This is a genomic window from Pandoraea sp. PE-S2T-3, assembly GCF_002179965.1.
Taxonomy (GTDB): Bacteria; Pseudomonadota; Gammaproteobacteria; order Burkholderiales; family Burkholderiaceae; genus Pandoraea.
Window position 1 is genome coordinate 121,230 of sequence record NZ_NGUQ01000007.1, and the last position, 18,625, is coordinate 139,854.

Consider the following 18,625-nt stretch of genomic DNA (forward strand, 5'->3'; position numbering starts at 1 on the left):
AAACGATTGAATCGGACAGGCATCAGTATGTGGATCGGGACTTGAAATTGCTTTGCTTTTCTTTTTGTCTGACTTAGATTTTTTGTAAAAATCGACTCATCAGCGAGACAAATGAAAAACAATCGACTCTATTCCGAGCTGGATACCACGGACCGTCAGATTCTGAGCCGTTTGCAGGAGGACGGCAGCGTCTCTACGGCGCAACTTGCCGATGCGTTGTCGCTAAGCGTGACACCTTGCTGGCGACGACTCAGGAAGCTTGAGGACGAAGGATTCATTACCGGCTTTCAGGCGAATCTCGATCGACGCCGGATGGGATTCGGTTTGCTGGGCTTCGTACAGATCGATTTCGACATTCATACCGATCACGACGCACCCGCGCAGTTCGAGCTGGCGATTCAGCAATGCCCGGAGGTCCTGTCGTGTCACAAGGTGACAGGACAAGCCGATTACATGCTGATGGTGGTGAGCGAAGATCTCGACGCGTATGGCGTCTTTGTCGATACCGTGTTGAAGATGCTGCCGGGCGTGACGGGCATTCATTCGACGCTGTCGTTGAAGGAAGTCAAAGCGTCGAGCCGTGTGCCGGTGCGGTGAGGGATGGGGTGATGTGCTGATTCCGTGATGCGTTGTTTCGTCGATTTGACGATTTGATGCGACGGAAATGACACTGCCCGCAGCGGCGTGCGGGCAGTGGTTGTGGCAGTTTTACGTACGTAGCGTGCTACGTATCAGGACAGCGATTCGATATGCGTCGAATGCGCGTAGGCCTGACCGAAGCGGTTGGCGAGGAAGTCCGGCAGTGCAATCTGCTCCTGACGAATAAAGCCACGCTGCGGCAGCTTTTCCGCGAAGAACAGATCGACCGCGGCGCACACTGCCGATGCCGTCGTGATTTGAATGGCGCTCGCGCTATGTCCGTTGTTACGTTCCGCGAAGATCTTGCGGGCGAACACTTCCTGCGTGAGCACGCCATTGCGCAGACCACTCACGACGACGAACACCAGCACCACGTCTTGCAGCGTGCTCGGCACGGCGCGCTTGAGCAGCGTCTTGAGCGTTTCCTGATCGTCTTTAAGACGCAGTTCGCTGAGCAACACCTTCATCAAAGCGCCATGCCCCGGGTAACGCACCGACTTGTAGTCGAGATCGCGCACACGGCCGGCGAGCGTTTCGCAAAGCGTGCCGAGCCCGCCGGAGGTGTTGAAAGCTTCGTATTCGACGCCATCGAGCGAGAAGTGTTCGAGGTCTTCGAGCGGCTGCACGGTGATCGACGCGCCATCGCGAATGGCTTCACACGGCTGACAGTATTCGTTGATGAGACCGTCCACACTCCACGTCAGGTTGTACTTCAGCGAGTTGGTCGGGAAAGCGGGCAGCGCACCGACACGCATCTTCACCACTTCGACCTGATCGAAGGCGGCGGCGAGATGATGCGCAGCGATTGAGATGAAACCGGGGGCAAGGCCGCATTGCGGCATGAGCGCGGTGCTGGCGCCTTCGGCAAGTTGGGCGATCGCATGCGTGGCGGCGACGTCTTCGGTCAGATCGAAGTAATGGCAGCCGGCGGCGACAGCTGCCGTCGCGGCACTGGTGGCCATGGTGTAGGGCAACGCATTGATCACCGCATCGTAGCCCGCGATTGCCTTTTGCAACGTGCCCGTGTCGCTGTCGGTGAGTTCATACACGGCATCGGCATTCTCTCGGACGTGGGCAAGCGCTTGTGCGCTGCGGTCGAACACGCTCACGTGATAGTCACCGCTGTCGCGCAACAGACGAGCAATGGTTTGGCCGATGTGGCCAGCGCCAAGCAAGGCAATCTTCTTCATGGTTTTTCCCCTGGTTAGTGGTGATAGATACGGTGCGATGGCAGCAAGACGAACACCGCGCAAAGGCCCGTGCGGCGGGGCTTTCACGCTGCGGCACGTCTCGCGCCGTTGCATCGATTCTAAGCAGGGGTGCTGATGAAATGTAGCGTGATTTCGTCGTAAGTTCGGCAATTACTGACGTAATGACGAGTTTGTTTGGCGAAATGTATTGGATGGTGAAAAAGGGAGCTTGCTGGGGATTTTGCTGGGTAAATGATCGGGACGTAACAGAGCACGTCGCCCTATACCGCATCGCTAGATCGGATTGGGACGAAATTTGCCGGACGAGTCGGCACACGGTGGATTGAGAGAGCGATGGTCCCGATTTCTAATGGGTCTTGATGACAGGGCCAGTGCAGGGTGCGGAAAAGTGCGCCGGAGAAGATCGCACGATTGATCACTTATACGTGCCCTACATGTCATCCGCATGAAACGGGGCCAGAACGGTTTGTCTTCGTTTTGCTCGTTGCAACATGGACACATCCTGCGTGAAATTTCATCGGCACACCTACAGATTCCGGGACAGCTTCGATATAGTTCGGCCCGAACCCACGGGGCGCCTGATGTCAGGCGAAGGGGTTCGCAACATTTCAAAGCTATCGAACAAGGAATCGACCGATGAAAAAGACGCATTTGGCTGCGGCGCTGTGTGCCCTCCTCGCTGCCGGCGCAGCGCAAGCTCAAAGCAACGTCACCCTTTATGGTGTGCTCGACGGCGGTCTCGCCTATGTCAACAACGTGGGCGGCAACAAGAACACCAGCACGGCAGACGGCCTGCAATCGGGTAACCGCTGGGGCCTGAAGGGCTCCGAAGATCTGGGCGGCGGTCTGTCGGCTGTCTTCACCCTTGAAAACGGCTTCAACCTGATGAACGGCACGCTCGGCCAAAGCAGCCGCGAATTCGGCCGTCAAGCCTTCGTCGGTCTGTCGAGCAAGTCGCTGGGCACGGTCACCATCGGTCGCCAGTACGACTCCGTGGTCGACTACGTGAGCGGCCTGACCTCGGCCAAGCAGTTCGCCACCAAGCTCGGCGCGCACGTGGGCGACGTCGACAACCTGTACAACTCGTTCCGCCTCAACAACTCGATCAAGTACTCGAGCGCCAACTACGCCGGCTTCACGTTCGGCGGCCTGTACAGCTTCTCGAATCAAGCCAGCACCGGCGCCAACGGCACCGGCTTCGCCAACAACCGTGCCTTCAGCCTGGGCGCCGCCTACGCGAACGGCCCGATCAAGTTCGGCATCGGCTACCTCGAAGTCAGCACCCCGTCGAGCGCGGGCAACACCGGCGGCGCCGTCACGGGCGACTACAGCGGCGACTTCTACACGACCCGCATCGGCACGACGTCCTACGGCGTGGACAAGCAGCGCGTGCTCGCCACGGGCGGCAGCTACAACTTCGGCCCGGCAACGGTCGGCGTGGTGTACAGCAACACCCAGATCAAGTATCTGAGCGGCACCGGCGCCCGTGTGTCGAACTACGAACTGAACGGTACGTACAACCTGTCGCCGACGCTGCTGCTCGGCCTCGCCTACACGTACACCGACGCCAGCACGCGTAGCCCGGCCCTCGCCAACCTGAGCCCGAAGTACCACCAGGTCAACGCCGCCGTGGACTACCTGCTCTCGCGTCGTAGCGACGTGTACCTGGTCGGTATCTATCAGAAGGCTGCCGGTGACGCGACCGCCGCTTCGATCAACGGCGCAGGCGGTGCTTCGAGCACGAAGTCGCAAGCTGCCGTCGTCGCAGGCCTGCGCCACAAGTTCTAAGCCTTCGTCTTCGCGAGACGTGTAGTACCTCGTTTGAGTGCTCCAGTATTAAGGGAGGCCCCACAAGGGCCTCCCTTTTTTCATGGGTCGCGCGCATGCACCTTTCTTGAAATCGGAAATCTTGCCAATATGGCAGTGATCTCGCCGGCCTCCGGCGCGATTCCCCCCAACGAGAAGAGAGGAGCACACCCATGACGTTGACCAAGCAACGCAAATCCGTCGTACTGCCGACCATGATGGCCGCCGCACTGGCGTTCACCGCAGGCAGCCACGCATTCGCGGCAGATACCACCACGGCCAAGCGCGCGCCGCGCATTCTGGTGCTCGCCACCGGCGGCACCATCGCTAGTACCGGCGACGCGCGCTCGGCCATCGGCTACAACGCGGGCGGCGTGACCGGCGAGCAACTTACCGCGAGCGTGCCCGGCCTCGACAAGCTGGCATCGATCAAGGCCGAACAGATCTCGAACATCGGCTCGCAGGACATGAACAGCAAGGTCTGGTATCAACTGGCCGCGCGCATCAAGCAAGCCTTCGACCGCGACGAAGCGGACGGCATCGTGGTCACCCACGGCACCGACACCATGGAAGAGACCGCCTTCTTCCTCGACAACGTGCTCGCCACCAGCAAGCCGGTGGTGCTGGTCGGGTCGATGCGTCCGAGTACCGCCGTGAGCGCCGACGGCCCGGGCAATCTCTACGAAGCCGTGGAAGTTGCCGCCAGCCCGCAGTCGCAGAACCGGGGCGTCCTCGTCGTGATGAACGACACGATTCATGGGCCGCGCTGGGTTACGAAGACCAACACGACGTCGGTGCAGACGTTCCATAACCCGAACGCGGCACCGGTCGGCTATGTCGACCCGGCGTCGATTCGCTATCTCGCGCCAGCGCCCGCAGGCCGGAAGAAGGCGCTTGAGGTGCCCAGCGGTGGTCTGCCCCGTGTCGAGATCGTCTATGCCCACGCCGATATGGACGCCGTGCAGATCGACGACGCCGTGCGGCACAACGCGAAGGGGATCGTGCTGGCAGGTGTCGGCGACGGCAATGCGTCTCAGGCGGCACTCGACGCGCTGGAAGCCGCAGCGCGTAAGGGCGTCGTAGTCGTGCGTTCGTCGCGCGTCGGCAGTGGCTTCGTCAACCGGAACGTCGAAGTGTCGGACGACAAGACCGGTTTCGTCGTCTCTTACGATCTGAACCCGCAAAAAGCACGCGTGCTCACCCAGTTGCTGATCGGCAACGGGGTGACGGCGGCGGATAAGGTGCAGAAGGCATTTGACGTGACGTACTGAGGCGGTTGCAGCGGCTGAAGGCGGCCGAGGGCGGCTGGTGGAAGTTGTCAGTTGCTGTCGGCTGTTGATGAGATAAAGGGCGGGTTGCCATGATTGGCAGCCCGCCCTTTTTGTTGTTTGTCGAGATGACAGGCTCGCGGCGCCTCAATTCCGGGGGACTATGCGTGAACTAAGTCAACGGCGGCACACTTCGCGTGTTCTAAAGTGAATCGAGGCCTCCCGGCATGGCGCGCGGGAGCGTCCACACGACAGGTGCATGCATGAACACAAACACAAACGTACACAAAGCCCTCGCCAAGGTGCCGGAAGTCACGCTCATGTTCTGGGTGGTGAAGATTGCCGCGACGACCTTGGGCGAGACAGGCGGCGACGCCGTCTCTATGTCGATGAACCTTGGCTATCTCGTCGCCACGGCGATCTTTGCCGTGGTCTTCGCCATCCTGGTGTCGGCACAGATCCGGGCGAAGTCGTTTCACCCGGCGCTGTATTGGGCCACGATCATCGCCACGACAACTGTCGGGACGACGCTGGCGGACTTCGCCGATCGTTCCCTAGGGATCGGGTACGCCGGTGGGTCGGCGATCCTTCTGGCGCTGCTGCTGGGTTCGCTGTGGGTCTGGCACCGAACGATGGGCTCGGTGTCTGTCAACGCGGTCGATTCGCCCAAGGCGGAAGTGTTCTATTGGGTCACGATCATGTTCTCGCAGACCCTGGGCACCGCACTGGGCGACTGGACGGCGGATACTGCCGGGCTCGGCTATACCGGTGCTGCCGTTGTCTTCGGCGCGTTGCTGCTGATTCTCGTGGGGATGTATTTCTGGACCCGAACGTCGCGCGTCTTTCTCTTCTGGGCGGCGTTCATTTTGACGCGACCGCTGGGCGCAGTCGTCGGCGACTTTCTGGATAAACCGATCAGCGCAGGCGGCCTCGCACTGAGCCGGTATTCGGCATCCTTCGCCTTGCTGGCGTTTATTCTGACGAGCTTGTTGCTTGTGCGGCAGCGCGCTGCGGCGAAAGCGCATTAGCGTTTTGCCGCAGCTTGCAGTTCACGCGGGCAACGAATCGCCCGCGTGCGGTCTTCAATGCGCTTGTGACGCTGACTTGGCGATCACTCCACAGTCACCGACTTCGCCAGATTGCGCGGCTTGTCGACGTCGGTGCCGCGTGCGCACGCGGTGTGATACGCGAGCAATTGCAGAGGCACGGTGTGCAGGATCGGCGAGAGCTGGCCATAGTGCTCCGGCATGCGGATCACGTGGATGCCCTCGGCATTCGAGATTTGCGTGTCCGAATCGGCAAACACGTACAACTGGCCGCCACGCGCACGCACTTCCTGCATGTTCGACTTGAGCTTCTCGACCAGCGCGTCGTGCGGCGCCACCGTGACCACCGGCATCTGATCCGTCACCAGTGCCAGCGGGCCGTGCTTCAACTCGCCAGCCGGGTACGCTTCCGCGTGGATGTACGAAATTTCCTTGAGCTTGAGCGCGCCTTCCAAAGCAATCGGATAGTGCAAACCACGGCCCAAGAACAATGCATTCTCGCGACGCGCAAAATCTTCGGCCCACGCAATAATCTGCGGCTCCAGCGCCAGCACGCTATGCAGCGCCGCCGGCAGGTGGCGCAGTTGCGTCAGATATTCAGCCTCTTGCGCTTCCGTCAGACGGCCGCGCAACTTGGCAATCGTCAACGTGAGCAGGAAGAGTGCTGTCAACTGCGTCGTGAACGCCTTCGTCGACGCCACACCAATCTCGGTGCCCGCACGCGTGAGGTAATGCAACGCCGTCTGGCGCACCATCGCACTCGTCCCCACGTTACAGATCGCAAGCGTGTTCGTCATGCCCAGCGACTGCGCGTGTTGCAGCGCCGCCATCGTGTCGGCCGTCTCCCCCGACTGCGAGATGGTGACCACCAGCGTCTTCGGGTTCGGCACGCTGTCGCGATAGCGATATTCGCTCGCGACTTCGACCTGCGTCGGAATCTGTGCCAGCGACTCAAGCCAGTATTTGGCCGTCATGCCCGAGTAATAACTTGTGCCGCACGCGAGAATCAGAATCGAGTCGATGTTGCGCAGCACTGCCTCAGCCTTCTCGCCGAACAGCGTCGGCGAGATGCCTTCCACGCCTTCCATCGTGTCGCCGATGGCGCGCGGCTGCTCGAAGATTTCCTTCTGCATGTAGTGCCGGTACGGACCCAACTCCACAGCACCCGAATACGCCTGCACGGTGCGAACTTCGCGCTCGACGGCGACGTCGTTGCGGTCGACGATCTTCACGCCTTCCAGCGTGAGCTCGACCACATCACCTTCTTCCAGATAGATGAACTGGTCGGTCGTGCCAGCCAGTGCCAGTGCATCGGAAGCGAGGAAGTTCTCGCCATCGCCCACACCCACCACCAGCGGTGAACCGGCCCGCGTGCCGATGACACGATGCGGTTCCTGTTTGCGGAATACCGCGATGGCGTATGCGCCATGCAAGCGGCGCTTCGCCAGTTGCACGGCGTGATACAGATCACCTGCCGCGCCGTTTGCCAGCAAATGATGGATCAGATGGGCAATGACTTCCGTGTCAGTTTGCGACACGAATTCGTAACCCAGACCGCGCAACTCGTCACGCAGGCTTTCGTGGTTCTCGATGATGCCGTTGTGCACCAGCGCCACGTCGTCGCGCGAGAAGATCGGATGCGCATTGTTCGTGACCGGCGCACCATGCGTTGCCCAACGGGTATGTGCAATACCGATCTCGCCCGACAGGTGCGTCTGATTGACCTGCGCTTCGAGATCGGCCACGCGCGACACGCTGCGTGCACGCTGCGGCACGCCATCCTGCAAGACCGCCACGCCGCAGGAGTCATAGCCGCGATACTCCAGACGGCGCAATCCCTCGACCAGCACCGGTACTACATTACGTCGCGCTACCGCGCCGACAATGCCGCACATATTCGCTTTCCTTACGCCAGAATTCCTGGCCCATTCAATTCGTATGATTCACCGGCGTGCGCTACTGCCTCGTGCGCCAGCACATGACTGCCGATTTTACTGCTTCTGCTTGCGCGGACGGACGTAGCCGTCTTTTGCCACCTGCGTCTTGCCGTTCATGACCAGCGCGTTTTCGGGGGTGTCTTTCCACACCGTCGTGCCCGCGGCAATGGTCGTGCCGCGACGCACCGTCACAGGCGCCACCAGTTGCGTGTCCGAGCCGATGAATACGTCGTCCTCGATCACCGTGCGATGTTTGTTGGCCCCGTCGTAGTTGCAGGTGATGGTGCCCGCGCCGATATTCACCCGCGCGCCGACGGTCGAATCGCCCACGTACGCCAGATGATTCGCCTTCGAACCCTTCGCGAGGGTGGCATTCTTCACCTCGACGAAGTTGCCGATGTGCACTTCGTCGGCCAGATCGGCACCCGGACGCAAACGGGCATATGGCCCGACATGCGCGTCGGCGCCGACCACGGCACCATCGAGATGGCTGAACGCCTCGATACGCGTACCGGCGCCGATGGTCGAATTGCGAATCACGCAATTCGGGCCAATCGTCGCCCCGTCGCCGATCGAGACCTTGCCTTCGAACACACAGTTCACATCGATCGACACGTCGGTGCCGCAAGCGATTTCGCCGCGCAGGTCGAAGCGATTCGGATCGATGAGCGTGACACCGGCCGCCAACAAGACACCGGCTGCGTTGCGTTGATAATCGCGCTCCAGTTCTGCAAGCTGCGCCTTGTCGTTGACACCATTGGGCTCCCACGCGAAAGCCGGCTGCGTGGTCACCACCGGCACGCCATCGGCCACCGCACAAGCAATGACATCGGTGAGGTAGTACTCGCCCTGTGCATTCTGGTTCTTCAGCCCGCCCAGCCAGCCCTTGAGCTGACGCGTCGGCGCGACGAGAATGCCGGTGTTGATCTCGCGAATGGCGCGCTCGGCATCGTTAGCGTCCTTCTGTTCCACGATGCGCAGCACATTGCCCGCGGCATCGCGCACGATCCGGCCATAGCCGGCCGGGTTGTCCAGATCGACCGTCAGCACGCCCAGCTTGTCGCTACCCGCCGCATCGAGCAGACCCCGCAAGGTCTCGGCGCGCGTGAGCGGCACGTCGCCATAAAGCACCAGCGTCGGCACGGTTTCATCGAGCAGCGCCACGGCCTGTTGCACGGCATGACCGGTGCCCAGTTGCTGAGCCTGTTCAGCGAAATGCACATCGTCGGCAGCCACGGCGTCACGCACCGCATCGCCACCGTGACCAACCACCACGATCAGCTTGCCCGGCGAAAGCGTGCGTGCCGTCTCGATCACATGCGAGAGCAGCGGGCGGCCAGCCAGCGGTTGCAGTACTTTGGGCAGCCTGGAGCGCATGCGCTTACCCATGCCGGCCGCGAGAATCACAATATTCATGGCGAGGTGACGTGTCGAAAAATCAAAAGTCTTCTATGAAAGGCTTGTCATGAGCATCGGAAAACACGACGCGCACGCTGAACTAGCGCATTTGCGGATCAGACAATTCAGGCGAATCAGGTAATTCAGTCGTCGAACTGGGCGATGCGGATGATGCCGGCGTCGTTCTCGTCGCCGCACGGCACTTCATCGAAAGCCGTATCGCCGAGCGGATCGGGCTGCCCCGTCGCACGCAGATTCTTGAAGTCGTGAATGCCCGCGTCCATCAGATGCGACGGAATCACGTTCGAGAGCGAGCTGAAAATCGACTTGATGCGGCCCGGGTGCTGCTTTTCCCATTGGCGAATCAGCGCCTTCATCTCGCCACGCTTCAGGTTCGGCTGGCTGCCGCACAGCGTGCACGGAATGATCGGGAACTGCTTGTACTCGGCGTAGCGCTCCAGATCCGACTCACGCACGTACGCGAGCGGACGGATCACCACGTTCTTGCCGTCATCCGATTGCAGCTTGGGCGGCATGCCCTTGAGCTTGCCACCGTAGAACATGTTCAGGAACAGCGTCTCGATGATGTCGTCGCGATGATGGCCCAGCGCAATCTTGGTCGCGCCGAGTTCGCCCGCCACGCGGTACAAAATGCCCCGGCGCAGGCGCGAACACAGCGAGCACGTCGTCTTGCCCTCGGGCACCACGCGCTTGACGATGGAGTACGTGTCCTGATTCTCGATATGGAAATCCACGCCGATGGCGCGGAAATAATCGGGCAGTACATGCTCCGGGAAACCCGGCTGCTTCTGATCGAGGTTCACCGCGACAATGGAGAAGTCGATCGGCGCGCGCTCGCGCAGCTTGAGCAGAATGTCGAGCATGGCGTAGCTGTCTTTGCCGCCGGACATGCACACCATCACGCGATCGCCCTGCTCGATCATGTTGTAGTCGCCGATGGCCTGCCCCGTCAGACGGAACAGTCGCTTTTCGAGCTTGTTGTTCTCGAACGCGAGCTTCTGGGCCTTCTTGACGCTATCGACGGCAACATTACCGGTCGCGGCCGAGGTGGCACCGGTCTCGGAAATCACGGCACTCATCTCAGGCACCCTTCATCTTGAACACCTCGATGCCCACCGAGTGGCAATCAGGGTAGACATCGGGCTTCTCGGTCGACACGCCCACGGCACGCACGCGCGGGTGGGCCAGCAGGGCTTCCGCCACGTCGTCGCAAAGGGTTTCCTGCAAATGGATGTGGCCTTGTCCCACGCGCTTGGCGATGGTCTCGCGCATGAAGTCGTAGTCGACCACTTCGTCGAGCTTGTCGGCCACGGGCGTGCTGTCGGCGAGCGGCACGAACAACTGCACGTTGATCAGCACACGCTGCTCGCCACGCTTCTCGTGATCGTGAACGCCGATATTGATGAACACTTCATAGTCGCGCAGGAACATGCGACGGCAGTCCATCAGGCGGGGGTGGGAAAGAGCGCTATGCATTTTGAAAACTCGTAATGACAATCAACGAGACCGGTCGGCGGCGGCCGGCTCGGTCAGAAATTTTACGTCCCGCGACGAGGCGGCGAGATGCTGGCCGCCATCGACATACAGTACGGTGCCGGTCACCGCCGGTGCATCTGCCAGATACGCCACCGCCTGCGCGATGTCCTCCGGCGTCGACGATGCCCCCAACGGCGTGGCGGCATGCGCGGCGGCAAAACCTGCCGGGGTCTGATCGACAGACAGCAGCGTCACGCCCGGTGCCACGCCGACCACGCGAAGGCGGGGCGCAAACGCCTGCGCCAGCAACGTGGTGGCGACGTCGAGCGCCGCCTTCGACAACGTGTACGACAGGTAATCGGGGTTCGGATTCGCCAACTTCTGGTCGAGCAAATTGACGATCACGCCACGTCCCGTCTCGCCCAATGCCGCGTACATCTCGCGCGCCAGCACCAACGGCGCCCCCACGTTCACGCGCATGTGGCGCTCAAGGGCGTTATAGCCGAAATCTGCGGCGCCATCGTACTCGAAGCGCGAGGCGTTATTGACCAGGCAACTTGGCACACCCAGCGCGTCCGTACAGCGGGCGATGAGGCCCGCCGTGGCGGCTTCGTCGGCCAGCGAGGCCTGCAACGCCACCGCGCGACGGCCCAACGCCTCGATGGCCGCGACCGTTTCAAGCGCTTCGTCCTGCGAGCGCTCGTAATGTACGGCGACGTCCCACCCCATGCCGGCAAGCCGCAGCGCAATGGCGCGGCCGATACGGCGCGCGCCGCCCGTGACGAGCGCCACGCGCGGCACGGCAGGCGTGCGGGCGTTGGCGTCGCTGGCGGCGGGCGTGGAGCGTGGCGTGGGTGCAACGGTCATGCGTCGGTTTCCTGTCAGGGGGCCGGGAAATCAGGGTTATTCGGGCGCGTTCGGGGCCAACCGCAGGCCCCCGTGTCCGGCAGCATTCTGCGAAGCGCCTTGTCAGGCAACGGTCGCGGGTGCGCCATCCTGCGGGCGGATGGGCGGCAAACCGGCCGCAAATCAACTGTTTACGGGGCCTCGCGCCAGATGACAACGCACGGCAGATAGTCTGCGCCGACTCCGTTACAATGCCGGCATGAATCAGGCCGCACCGAAACCCCATAGTTTACCCGTTCCAGAGGCTGACGCGCTCGAACACTCGCGCCGCCTCACGGCCCATCTCGCCGACGCGATCGACGCGGCCGGCGGCTGGCTGCCGTTTGACCGCTTCATGGAACTCGCCCTCTACGCGCCCGGACTCGGCTATTACGCCGCCGGTGCCGCCAAATTCGGGCGTCTGGCCGCCGATGGCAGCGACTTCGTCACCGCGCCGGAACTCACGCCGTTCTTCGCCGGAACCATCGCACGTCAGATCGGGGAAATCGTCGAACAGACGGGTGACGCCGAGGTGCTCGAATTCGGTGCCGGCTCGGGACGGCTTGCCGCCGACATCCTGCTTGCGCTCGACGCGCAAGGCACGCCCTGCGAGCGCTACTCGATCATGGAGCTCTCCGGTGAGCTCCGGGCCCGCCAGCGCGCCACGATCGAACGGCTTGCCCCGCACCTGCTCGACAAGGTGACCTGGCTCGACTATCTGCCCGACGCCTTCAAGGGCGTGATGCTCGGCAACGAAGTGCTCGACGCCATGCCCGTGCGCCTGTGGGCGCGCCGCCCGGACGCCGGCGGCCAGCCGGTCTGGTTCGAACGCGGAGTCACGATGACGGCGGACGGCTTCGCATGGGAAGAACGTCTGCACGACGGCGCGGTGCCTGAAGCACTGGCTGCGCTCGACGATCTGCCGCCCACGCAGGAATACCTGACGGAAACGCACGAAGCCGCGTCGGCCTTCGTGCGCAGCGTGGCGCCGCTGCTCGCCCGGGGCGTGCTGCTGCTCATCGATTACGGCTTCCCGGCGCGCGAGTATTACCATCCGCAGCGCGCGCAAGGCACGCTGATGTGCCACTACCGCCATCACGCGCACGACGATCCGTTCTATTACCCCGGCTTGCAGGACATCACCGCGCACGTGGAGTTTTCCGGCATTGCCGATGCGGGCGTGGAAGCCGGCCTTGATCTGCTGGGCTTCACCTCGCAGGCGCGGTTCCTGATGAATGCGGGCATCGTCGATCTGATGAGTGCGCTCGATCCGACCGACCCGGCAACGTTCCTGCCCGCGGCCAACGCCGCCCAGAAACTCCTGTCGGAAGCGGAAATGGGCGAGCTCTTCAAGGTGATCGCCTTCGGGCGCGGCATGGACGAATGGGCCGGGCTCATCGGCTTTGCGACCAGCGACCGCAGTCACGCCCTTTGACTGCACGTCTCTCCTGACAAGGCCACGCCGATGTTTCGCTGGATGTTCACGATCTTCATCGCGGTCTGCATCCTCTCGGCAGCCTCGCCCTGGCTGTCGAAGCTCGGCATCGGCCAGCTGCCCGGCGACGTGCGGTTCCGCTGGCGCGGCCGGGAGATGGTCTTCCCGTTCGCGTCGACCGTCGTGCTCTCGCTCGTCTTCAATCTGCTGATTCGCCTGCTTTGACCGTCGGCCCGGCTGCAACACGTGTTGCAGCCCCATTCGACCGACTTCCCTCGCCGTTCTGAATCTTCGCAACGCCCGGTGTATCAGGGTGCGCACGCCTGCGCGTGTCGCCCTGCCCGCCTGTGCCTGCTTAACCCCATTCCATCTAGGGTTAACAAGCATTTGATCATTTGTTGCAAAAAAATTACCATGAAACAAATGATTCAGTCGTGAATCACGGTGAGACCTTTTCAGGAGCAGGGCATGATCAAGATGCAGACCAAGGTGCGATTGACCGGGGCGATGCTGGGCGTGGCGATGGTGATCGGTACCGCGTCGGGCGCAGCACAAGCGCAGAGCACATCGGAGACGCTGCAAAAGATCGAGACCAGCGGGGTGATTTCGATCGGCCACCGTGAGTCGTCGATTCCGTTCTCGTACTACGACAACAATCACAACGTCATCGGTTACTCGCAAGACCTCTGCAACAAGGTCGTCGATGCGGTGAAGGCCAAGCTCAAGAAGCCCGATCTGCAAGCGCGCTTCATTCCCGTGACGTCGCAGAACCGCATTGCGCTCGTGCAGAACGGCACGGTCGATATCGAGTGCGGCGTGACGACCAACTTGAAAGCACGTCAGGCACAGGTCAACTTCTCGGACACGTTCTTCGTCGCCGGCACGCGCCTGCTGGTGAACAAGAATTCGGGCGTCAAAGACTTCCCGGATCTCGCCGGCAAGGCGGTCGTGACCAATGCCGGCACGACGTCGGAGCGCATCCTCAACAAGATGAACAACGACAAGAAGATGAACATGAGCGTGATCGCGGGCAAGGATTACGGCGAGTCGTTCATCATGCTGCAAGGCGGTCGCGTTCAGGGCTTCATGATGGACGACGTGCTGCTCGCGGGCGCCCGCACCATGGGCCGCAACCCCGATGACTGGATCGTGACCGGCACGCCGCAGTCGTTTGAAGCTTATGGTTTCATGATGAAACACGGCGACACGGTGTTCAAAAAGCTCGTGGATGACACGCTCTCGGGCGTCATGAAGAGCGGCGAGATCAACGCGATGTACAAGAAGTGGTTCGAATCGCCGGTGCCGCCGAAGAACATCAACTTCAACTTCCCGATGAGCGAGCAGCTCAAGCAGCTCTACGCGAACCCGAACGATCAGGCGTTCGAGTGATCGCTGCGGGGGATGTTGTTGGCAAGTGCGGATTGGACGAAATGCCGAAATCCGTAACTTGAGTAGCAAAGCGAGCGAGAGGAGGAAGCCGCCATCATGGCGGCTTTTTCTTTTCCCCCAACGCTCATGCACCCTTCATCCAGTTGGTCACGCGCCAGAAGCTATTCAGTCCCGGCTGGCGCGTCAGACGCGGCGAATCGCCCGGCTCACGCCGAAACGGCTTCCGTCACAGGCTTGGCTGTCGCTGCAATGCGCTCAGCGCGAAACGTCGATGCCGCGAATTCCATGCGATATTCGCTGCCCCGGACATTGCGCGGTTACTACAACTTCTCCGTCGCCTTCCTCTCGGCCCAGAAGCAATGTCCGAGCATGGCGCAGGCCGACGCAAGATTTCTTCCCAAGCTGATCGAGTCCGAGGCGGCCCATCAGTCCGGCATGCGGATATCGCAGCACCGGTCCCCCGACGATTTGGTGACGTATCTTTTGCAGCGATGCCGATTGCCAGAAGCGCAGGGCCGCGAGCAGGGCATCGTCAACATGGGGCCCGACGGCATCCATTTCGCGGCCTTCGATCTGGCCATTCGTGACGGTCAGCCGTCCGTGATTCTGATCGAGTCGGGATCGATGAATGATGAGGGCGGTTCAACGCTTGCCTTCCGTTTGTGTCAGGCGATGACACTGCACGCACCCACCGGGCACGATTGGCCCGATCGCGCGTTGTTGATCCTCGAAACCCGAATGCAACAGAGTTCGGTCGACTGTGGCATGTTCAGCCTGATGACCTGCAAAGCGATGTTCAAGGAAGCGAGCACCTTCGAATCGCTTCACTCACGTTTGCGTGCCGGAGAATTCGACGACGCAGCGTTTCACCACCTTCCTTTCGACAAGACCGACGATCTGCTGCCGCCGTCGATCATGCGGCACACGCAATCAAAGCGACGTCTGGCGGGCTATGCAGAGCGGCATAGCAGGAACGCAGATGCGGAGGGTGCAGAGATACGAAGACTCGCTCGCCGTCAGAAAGGGCTCACCTTCGACCGCGAGAATCGAAGCTACAGTGTCTCGATTGAATTCGAACGGATCAAAGCCGCAGGGCGGGCGCTGCCGTCCCCGCTGGAATCGCTGGAAGATACGTTCTTGCAGAGCTAGTGCGATCAGGCGTCCTGCGCAGCCCCGAGGCCTGCGGCTTCAACCGCTTCGATGCGTGCTGCCTGAACCGCTTCGCGAATTTTCCCCGGATTGTCGGCAAACTGTCCCGCTACCGCGCCCGCATCGACAGACCGCGCGGCGGCCAGCGCCGCCATCAGACGATCTCGCTGCGCATACGGCGCATTCGGGAAATCGCCGCCGCGGCCACGCGCATCCGCTTCGCACGCTTGCAGAATCTCCACGAACCGTTCGGGCTTGCGCAGCGCATCGCAACGCTCAAGCAGACGCACCAGCGCCGACGCCCCGAACTTTCCACTCGCATGAATGTTGCCGTGCTCGCGCGCGACCACCTGCGCGAGTTCGCGGCACTCGACCGGCACCCGCAAGCGGGCGCACAACGGGCCCAGCAGATCGACGCTGCGGCCTTCGTGTCCGATGTGACGCGGCAGCACGTCGTCCGGCGTGGTGCCCTTGCCAAGATCGTGCGTGAGCGCGGCAAACCGCACGGGCAGTGAATATCCCTGCGCGGCGGCGAAGTCGAGCACCATCATCACGTGCACGCCCGTATCCACTTCGGGGTGATAGTCGGCGCGCTGCGGCACGCCCCACAGCCGGGCCAACTCGGGCAGGATGCGCTCCAGCGCACCGGACTCGCGCAAGACATCGAACATGCGCGACGGCCGGTTTTCCATCAGCCCGCGAGACAGCTCCTGCCAGACTCGCTCTGCCACCAGCGCATCGACCTCTCCGTTGGCGGTCATCTCGCGCATCAAGTCGAGGGTTTCGTCAGCCACAGAGAAGTCGGTGAACCGCGCCGCAAAGCGCGCACAGCGCAGAATCCGGACCGGGTCTTCCGCAAACGCGACGCCGACATGACGGAACAGCCGCGCCTTCAGATCGCGCTCGCCGCCGTACGGATCGACCAGCGTGTCCGACAGACTGTCGTCGGGCAACACCTCGCGTGCCATCGCGTTGATCGTGAAATCACGGCGGATCAGGTCTTCTTCGAGCGTGACTTCCGGGGCGAAGTAGAACGAGAAGCCGTGATACCCGCGGGCGGTTTTCCGCTCGGTGCGCGCAAGCGCGTACTCCGCGCGCGTCTTCGGATGGAGGAAAACAGGAAAGTCGCGACCGACCGGTTTGTACCCCAGCCGGACCATCTCTTCAGGCGTCGCGCCCACCACGACGTAATCGCGGTCTTTGACCGGCAGACCCAACATGGCGTCGCGAATAGCGCCGCCGACTGCATAAATCTTCATGGACGCACTTCGTAATAATCGACGCGGATCGCCTCGGCTTTGGCCGCCGCCACCCATGCCTGCACGGCGGGGACTTCGCGAATGCGGTCGGCGTACGCCTGCGCTGTTGCCGAAAGGGCCGGCTCGAACGTCGCGAAGCGCATCACCACCGGGGCGTAGAACGCGTCGGCAATGGTGAATTCACCGAACAGGAACGGGCCGCCATGGCGGGCGAGACAGTCTTCCCAGATCGCCTCGACGCGACGGATGTCGGCGAGCGCCTCAGGCGTTGCCGCCGCCCCCGGCCAATGCGCGCCAATGTTCATGAACATGCTGCTGCGCAGACCGCCAAAGCCGCTGTGCATCTCGGCGCAGACACTGCGCGCGTGGGCACGGGCTTCGCGCGACGTTGGCCACAGCGGCACGTGCGGATAGCTCTCGGCGAGGTACTCACAAATGGCCAGCGAATCCCACACGGTGATGCCGTTGTCGATGAGACACGGCACCTTGCCGGTCGGCGAGTAGCGCAGAATCTGTTCGCGCGAGTCAGGCTGCGCGAGCCAGACGTTGCACTCTTCGAACGCGATATCAAAGTGCTTGAGCAAGACCCAAGGCCGCATCGACCACGAGGAATATCGCTTATTGGCGACGATCAGTTGCATGAGAGCTTTCCTTGCGCACGCCCGATGCGCGCGCGATAGCGGGAATCAAAGAGGTCATCGCGAGGTTGCCGCAGAACCCGTGGCCGAATCAGCCGATCCGTCGATCAACGTCCAGCGTAGCGCCGGTAATCCGACAGCCGACGCTCCCAGTTGTCGCCATCGAGATAGTCGACGGCGATCTCGAGACCGTTGGGCGTGAGGTTCAGTTCGGGCGCCAACGGGCCGGTCATGACGTTATCGACACGCATCGAATCGAGATTGTCGCGCGTGATGATCGGGTCACCCGGCAACTTCTCGAAGAACGCAGCCTGCAACCGGGCAGCGCCATCGGTGAGCGGCAGAATCGGCCGTTCGCAGCCACACACCGCACCGGCAAAGCGCACCAGTTCCTCCAGCGTGTACACCTGCGGCCCACCCAGCTCGTAGGTCTTGCCAAACGTGGCATCGTTGTCGAGCGCCGCCACAAACGCCTGCGCCACGTCGATCACATAGATCGGCTGAAAGCGCGCTTTGGCACTGGCGAGCGGCACCACCGGCAAGCGGCGTTGCAAACGGGCAAACGTATTGAGGAAGCTGTCGCCGGGGCCGAAGACGACCGATGGCCGGAAGATCGTGACCGGAATGCCGGTCTCGCGAATCGCCTTCTCGCCATCGCCCTTGGAGCGTTGGTACATGCTCGGGCCATTCGAGTCGGCTCCGAGGGCGCTCATGTGCAGCAAGCGGTCGATGCCGCGATCGCTGCATGCCTGTGCGATCTTGCGCGGCAGGTCCACATGCGCCCGGGCGAAGGCTTTGCCGTAAGGCGTGCCGCGGTCGCTGTGAAGCACCCCGACAAGGTTGATCACGGCGTCGCTGCCGGCGATCACGCGCTCAAGGGCGCGCGGATCGTGCACATCGCACTCGACGAGTTCCACGCCCGGCAGTACGCCGAGCGCCTTGGCGGCCTCGACGCGGCGTGTCGGCAGGCGCACGGCGTGCCCTGACGACACCAATCGGGCGACCAGATGACCACCGATGAAGCCGGTGCCACCGACGACACAAACGTTATAGCGCATGCGTCACCTC

The 18,625-nt window shown here is 62.1% G+C and carries 17 protein-coding genes; 8 read left to right on the top strand and 9 right to left on the bottom strand.

The window, feature by feature from the left end; translation table 11 throughout:
- The first annotated feature begins 111 nt into the window (after positions 1–111).
- Positions 112–597: an Lrp/AsnC family transcriptional regulator gene (locus CDV46_RS02625; protein WP_087721728.1), complete on the top strand. Its 486-nt coding sequence runs from the start codon at positions 112–114 to the stop codon at positions 595–597.
- A 134-nt stretch (positions 598–731) separates the two neighbouring features.
- Here CDV46_RS02625 and CDV46_RS02630 read toward each other — a convergent pair whose 3' ends face one another.
- On the bottom strand, positions 732–1,829 hold the full coding sequence (locus CDV46_RS02630; protein WP_058376918.1) for a saccharopine dehydrogenase family protein: 1,098 nt from the start codon (positions 1,827–1,829) through the stop codon (positions 732–734).
- Positions 1,830–2,486: 657 nt separating this feature from the next.
- Between CDV46_RS02630 and CDV46_RS02635 the strand changes: the two genes are divergently transcribed.
- From CDV46_RS02635 to CDV46_RS02645, 3 genes are all read left to right on the top strand, one after another.
- The gene (locus CDV46_RS02635) at positions 2,487–3,638 is read left to right on the top strand and encodes a porin (protein WP_087721729.1); all 1,152 of its coding nucleotides are present in this window, start codon (positions 2,487–2,489) and stop codon (positions 3,636–3,638) included.
- A 191-nt stretch (positions 3,639–3,829) separates the two neighbouring features.
- Positions 3,830–4,927 (top strand): asparaginase, encoded by a 1,098-nt coding sequence (locus CDV46_RS02640; RefSeq protein WP_176398988.1) that lies wholly within the window; start codon positions 3,830–3,832, stop codon positions 4,925–4,927.
- A 260-nt stretch (positions 4,928–5,187) separates the two neighbouring features.
- The gene (locus CDV46_RS02645; RefSeq protein WP_087690208.1) at positions 5,188–5,952 is read left to right on the top strand and encodes a COG4705 family protein; all 765 of its coding nucleotides are present in this window, start codon (positions 5,188–5,190) and stop codon (positions 5,950–5,952) included.
- A gap of 83 nt (positions 5,953–6,035) precedes the next feature.
- Here the strand turns inward: CDV46_RS02645 and glmS are convergent, their stop codons facing one another.
- The 5 genes from glmS to CDV46_RS02670 form a co-directional block, all read right to left on the bottom strand.
- Positions 6,036–7,865: a glutamine--fructose-6-phosphate transaminase (isomerizing) gene (gene glmS / locus CDV46_RS02650; protein WP_087721730.1), complete on the bottom strand. Its 1,830-nt coding sequence runs from the start codon at positions 7,863–7,865 to the stop codon at positions 6,036–6,038.
- 96 nt (positions 7,866–7,961) lie between these two features.
- Positions 7,962–9,323: a bifunctional UDP-N-acetylglucosamine diphosphorylase/glucosamine-1-phosphate N-acetyltransferase GlmU gene (gene glmU / locus CDV46_RS02655; RefSeq protein ID WP_087690212.1), complete on the bottom strand. Its 1,362-nt coding sequence runs from the start codon at positions 9,321–9,323 to the stop codon at positions 7,962–7,964.
- A 125-nt stretch (positions 9,324–9,448) separates the two neighbouring features.
- Positions 9,449–10,405, bottom strand: a complete 957-nt coding sequence (gene ttcA, locus CDV46_RS02660; protein ID WP_058376908.1) for a tRNA 2-thiocytidine(32) synthetase TtcA — start codon at positions 10,403–10,405, stop codon at positions 9,449–9,451.
- A gap of 1 nt (position 10,406) precedes the next feature.
- Positions 10,407–10,802, bottom strand: coding sequence for a dihydroneopterin aldolase (locus CDV46_RS02665; protein ID WP_087690214.1), 396 nt, complete (start codon positions 10,800–10,802; stop codon positions 10,407–10,409).
- A 21-nt stretch (positions 10,803–10,823) separates the two neighbouring features.
- Positions 10,824–11,669: an SDR family oxidoreductase gene (locus tag CDV46_RS02670; protein WP_254915908.1), complete on the bottom strand. Its 846-nt coding sequence runs from the start codon at positions 11,667–11,669 to the stop codon at positions 10,824–10,826.
- Positions 11,670–11,907: 238 nt separating this feature from the next.
- On the opposite strand from CDV46_RS02670, the gene CDV46_RS02675 reads away from it, so the two are divergent.
- From CDV46_RS02675 to CDV46_RS02690, 4 genes are all read left to right on the top strand, one after another.
- Positions 11,908–13,122, top strand: coding sequence for a class I SAM-dependent methyltransferase (locus tag CDV46_RS02675; protein WP_087690216.1), 1,215 nt, complete (start codon positions 11,908–11,910; stop codon positions 13,120–13,122).
- 30 nt (positions 13,123–13,152) lie between these two features.
- A complete protein-coding gene (locus tag CDV46_RS02680) occupies positions 13,153–13,347 on the top strand; it encodes a DUF2905 domain-containing protein (RefSeq protein ID WP_087721731.1) in 195 nt (64 codons plus the stop codon).
- A 282-nt stretch (positions 13,348–13,629) separates the two neighbouring features.
- Positions 13,630–14,511 carry a glutamate/aspartate ABC transporter substrate-binding protein gene (locus CDV46_RS02685; protein ID WP_303395609.1) on the top strand — a complete coding sequence of 294 codons (882 nt, stop codon included), beginning with the start codon at positions 13,630–13,632 and terminating at the stop codon, positions 14,509–14,511.
- 285 nt (positions 14,512–14,796) lie between these two features.
- On the top strand, positions 14,797–15,660 hold the full coding sequence (locus CDV46_RS02690; RefSeq protein WP_176398989.1) for a YopJ family acetyltransferase: 864 nt from the start codon (positions 14,797–14,799) through the stop codon (positions 15,658–15,660).
- A 5-nt stretch (positions 15,661–15,665) separates the two neighbouring features.
- Here CDV46_RS02690 and CDV46_RS02695 read toward each other — a convergent pair whose 3' ends face one another.
- The 3 genes from CDV46_RS02695 to CDV46_RS02705 all read right to left on the bottom strand — a co-directional run bounded on the left by CDV46_RS02695 (position 15,666) and on the right by CDV46_RS02705 (position 18,615).
- Positions 15,666–16,919 (bottom strand): multifunctional CCA addition/repair protein, encoded by a 1,254-nt coding sequence (locus tag CDV46_RS02695; protein WP_087721733.1) that lies wholly within the window; start codon positions 16,917–16,919, stop codon positions 15,666–15,668.
- Complete coding sequence (locus CDV46_RS02700) at positions 16,916–17,560, bottom strand: glutathione S-transferase family protein (protein WP_087690223.1); 645 nt, start codon at positions 17,558–17,560, stop codon at positions 16,916–16,918. The genes CDV46_RS02695 and CDV46_RS02700 overlap by 4 nt, the downstream gene beginning before the upstream one ends.
- 104 nt (positions 17,561–17,664) lie before the next feature.
- Entirely contained in the window at positions 17,665–18,615 is a 951-nt protein-coding gene (locus CDV46_RS02705) for a complex I NDUFA9 subunit family protein (protein ID WP_087690225.1), read from the bottom strand.
- Positions 18,616–18,625: the final 10 nt, after the last annotated feature.

Excerpts from the sequence above, each read along its gene's own strand:
- CDV46_RS02625 (WP_087721728.1), top strand. The coding sequence starts at position 112 with ATGAAAAACAATCGACTCTATTCCGAGCTGGATACCACGGACCGTCAG.
- CDV46_RS02630 (WP_058376918.1), bottom strand. The coding sequence starts at position 1,829 with ATGAAGAAGATTGCCTTGCTTGGCGCTGGCCACATCGGCCAAACCATT.
- CDV46_RS02635 (WP_087721729.1), top strand. The coding sequence starts at position 2,487 with ATGAAAAAGACGCATTTGGCTGCGGCGCTGTGTGCCCTCCTCGCTGCC.
- CDV46_RS02640 (WP_176398988.1), top strand. The coding sequence starts at position 3,830 with ATGACGTTGACCAAGCAACGCAAATCCGTCGTACTGCCGACCATGATG.
- CDV46_RS02645 (WP_087690208.1), top strand. The coding sequence starts at position 5,188 with ATGAACACAAACACAAACGTACACAAAGCCCTCGCCAAGGTGCCGGAA.
- glmS (WP_087721730.1), bottom strand. The coding sequence starts at position 7,865 with ATGTGCGGCATTGTCGGCGCGGTAGCGCGACGTAATGTAGTACCGGTG.
- glmU (WP_087690212.1), bottom strand. The coding sequence starts at position 9,323 with ATGAATATTGTGATTCTCGCGGCCGGCATGGGTAAGCGCATGCGCTCC.
- ttcA (WP_058376908.1), bottom strand. The coding sequence starts at position 10,405 with ATGAGTGCCGTGATTTCCGAGACCGGTGCCACCTCGGCCGCGACCGGT.
- CDV46_RS02665 (WP_087690214.1), bottom strand. The coding sequence starts at position 10,802 with ATGCATAGCGCTCTTTCCCACCCCCGCCTGATGGACTGCCGTCGCATG.
- CDV46_RS02670 (WP_254915908.1), bottom strand. The coding sequence starts at position 11,669 with ATGACCGTTGCACCCACGCCACGCTCCACGCCCGCCGCCAGCGACGCC.
- CDV46_RS02675 (WP_087690216.1), top strand. The coding sequence starts at position 11,908 with ATGAATCAGGCCGCACCGAAACCCCATAGTTTACCCGTTCCAGAGGCT.
- CDV46_RS02680 (WP_087721731.1), top strand. The coding sequence starts at position 13,153 with ATGTTTCGCTGGATGTTCACGATCTTCATCGCGGTCTGCATCCTCTCG.
- CDV46_RS02685 (WP_303395609.1), top strand. The coding sequence starts at position 13,630 with ATGCTGGGCGTGGCGATGGTGATCGGTACCGCGTCGGGCGCAGCACAA.
- CDV46_RS02690 (WP_176398989.1), top strand. The coding sequence starts at position 14,797 with ATGCGATATTCGCTGCCCCGGACATTGCGCGGTTACTACAACTTCTCC.
- CDV46_RS02695 (WP_087721733.1), bottom strand. The coding sequence starts at position 16,919 with ATGAAGATTTATGCAGTCGGCGGCGCTATTCGCGACGCCATGTTGGGT.
- CDV46_RS02700 (WP_087690223.1), bottom strand. The coding sequence starts at position 17,560 with ATGCAACTGATCGTCGCCAATAAGCGATATTCCTCGTGGTCGATGCGG.
- CDV46_RS02705 (WP_087690225.1), bottom strand. The coding sequence starts at position 18,615 with ATGCGCTATAACGTTTGTGTCGTCGGTGGCACCGGCTTCATCGGTGGT.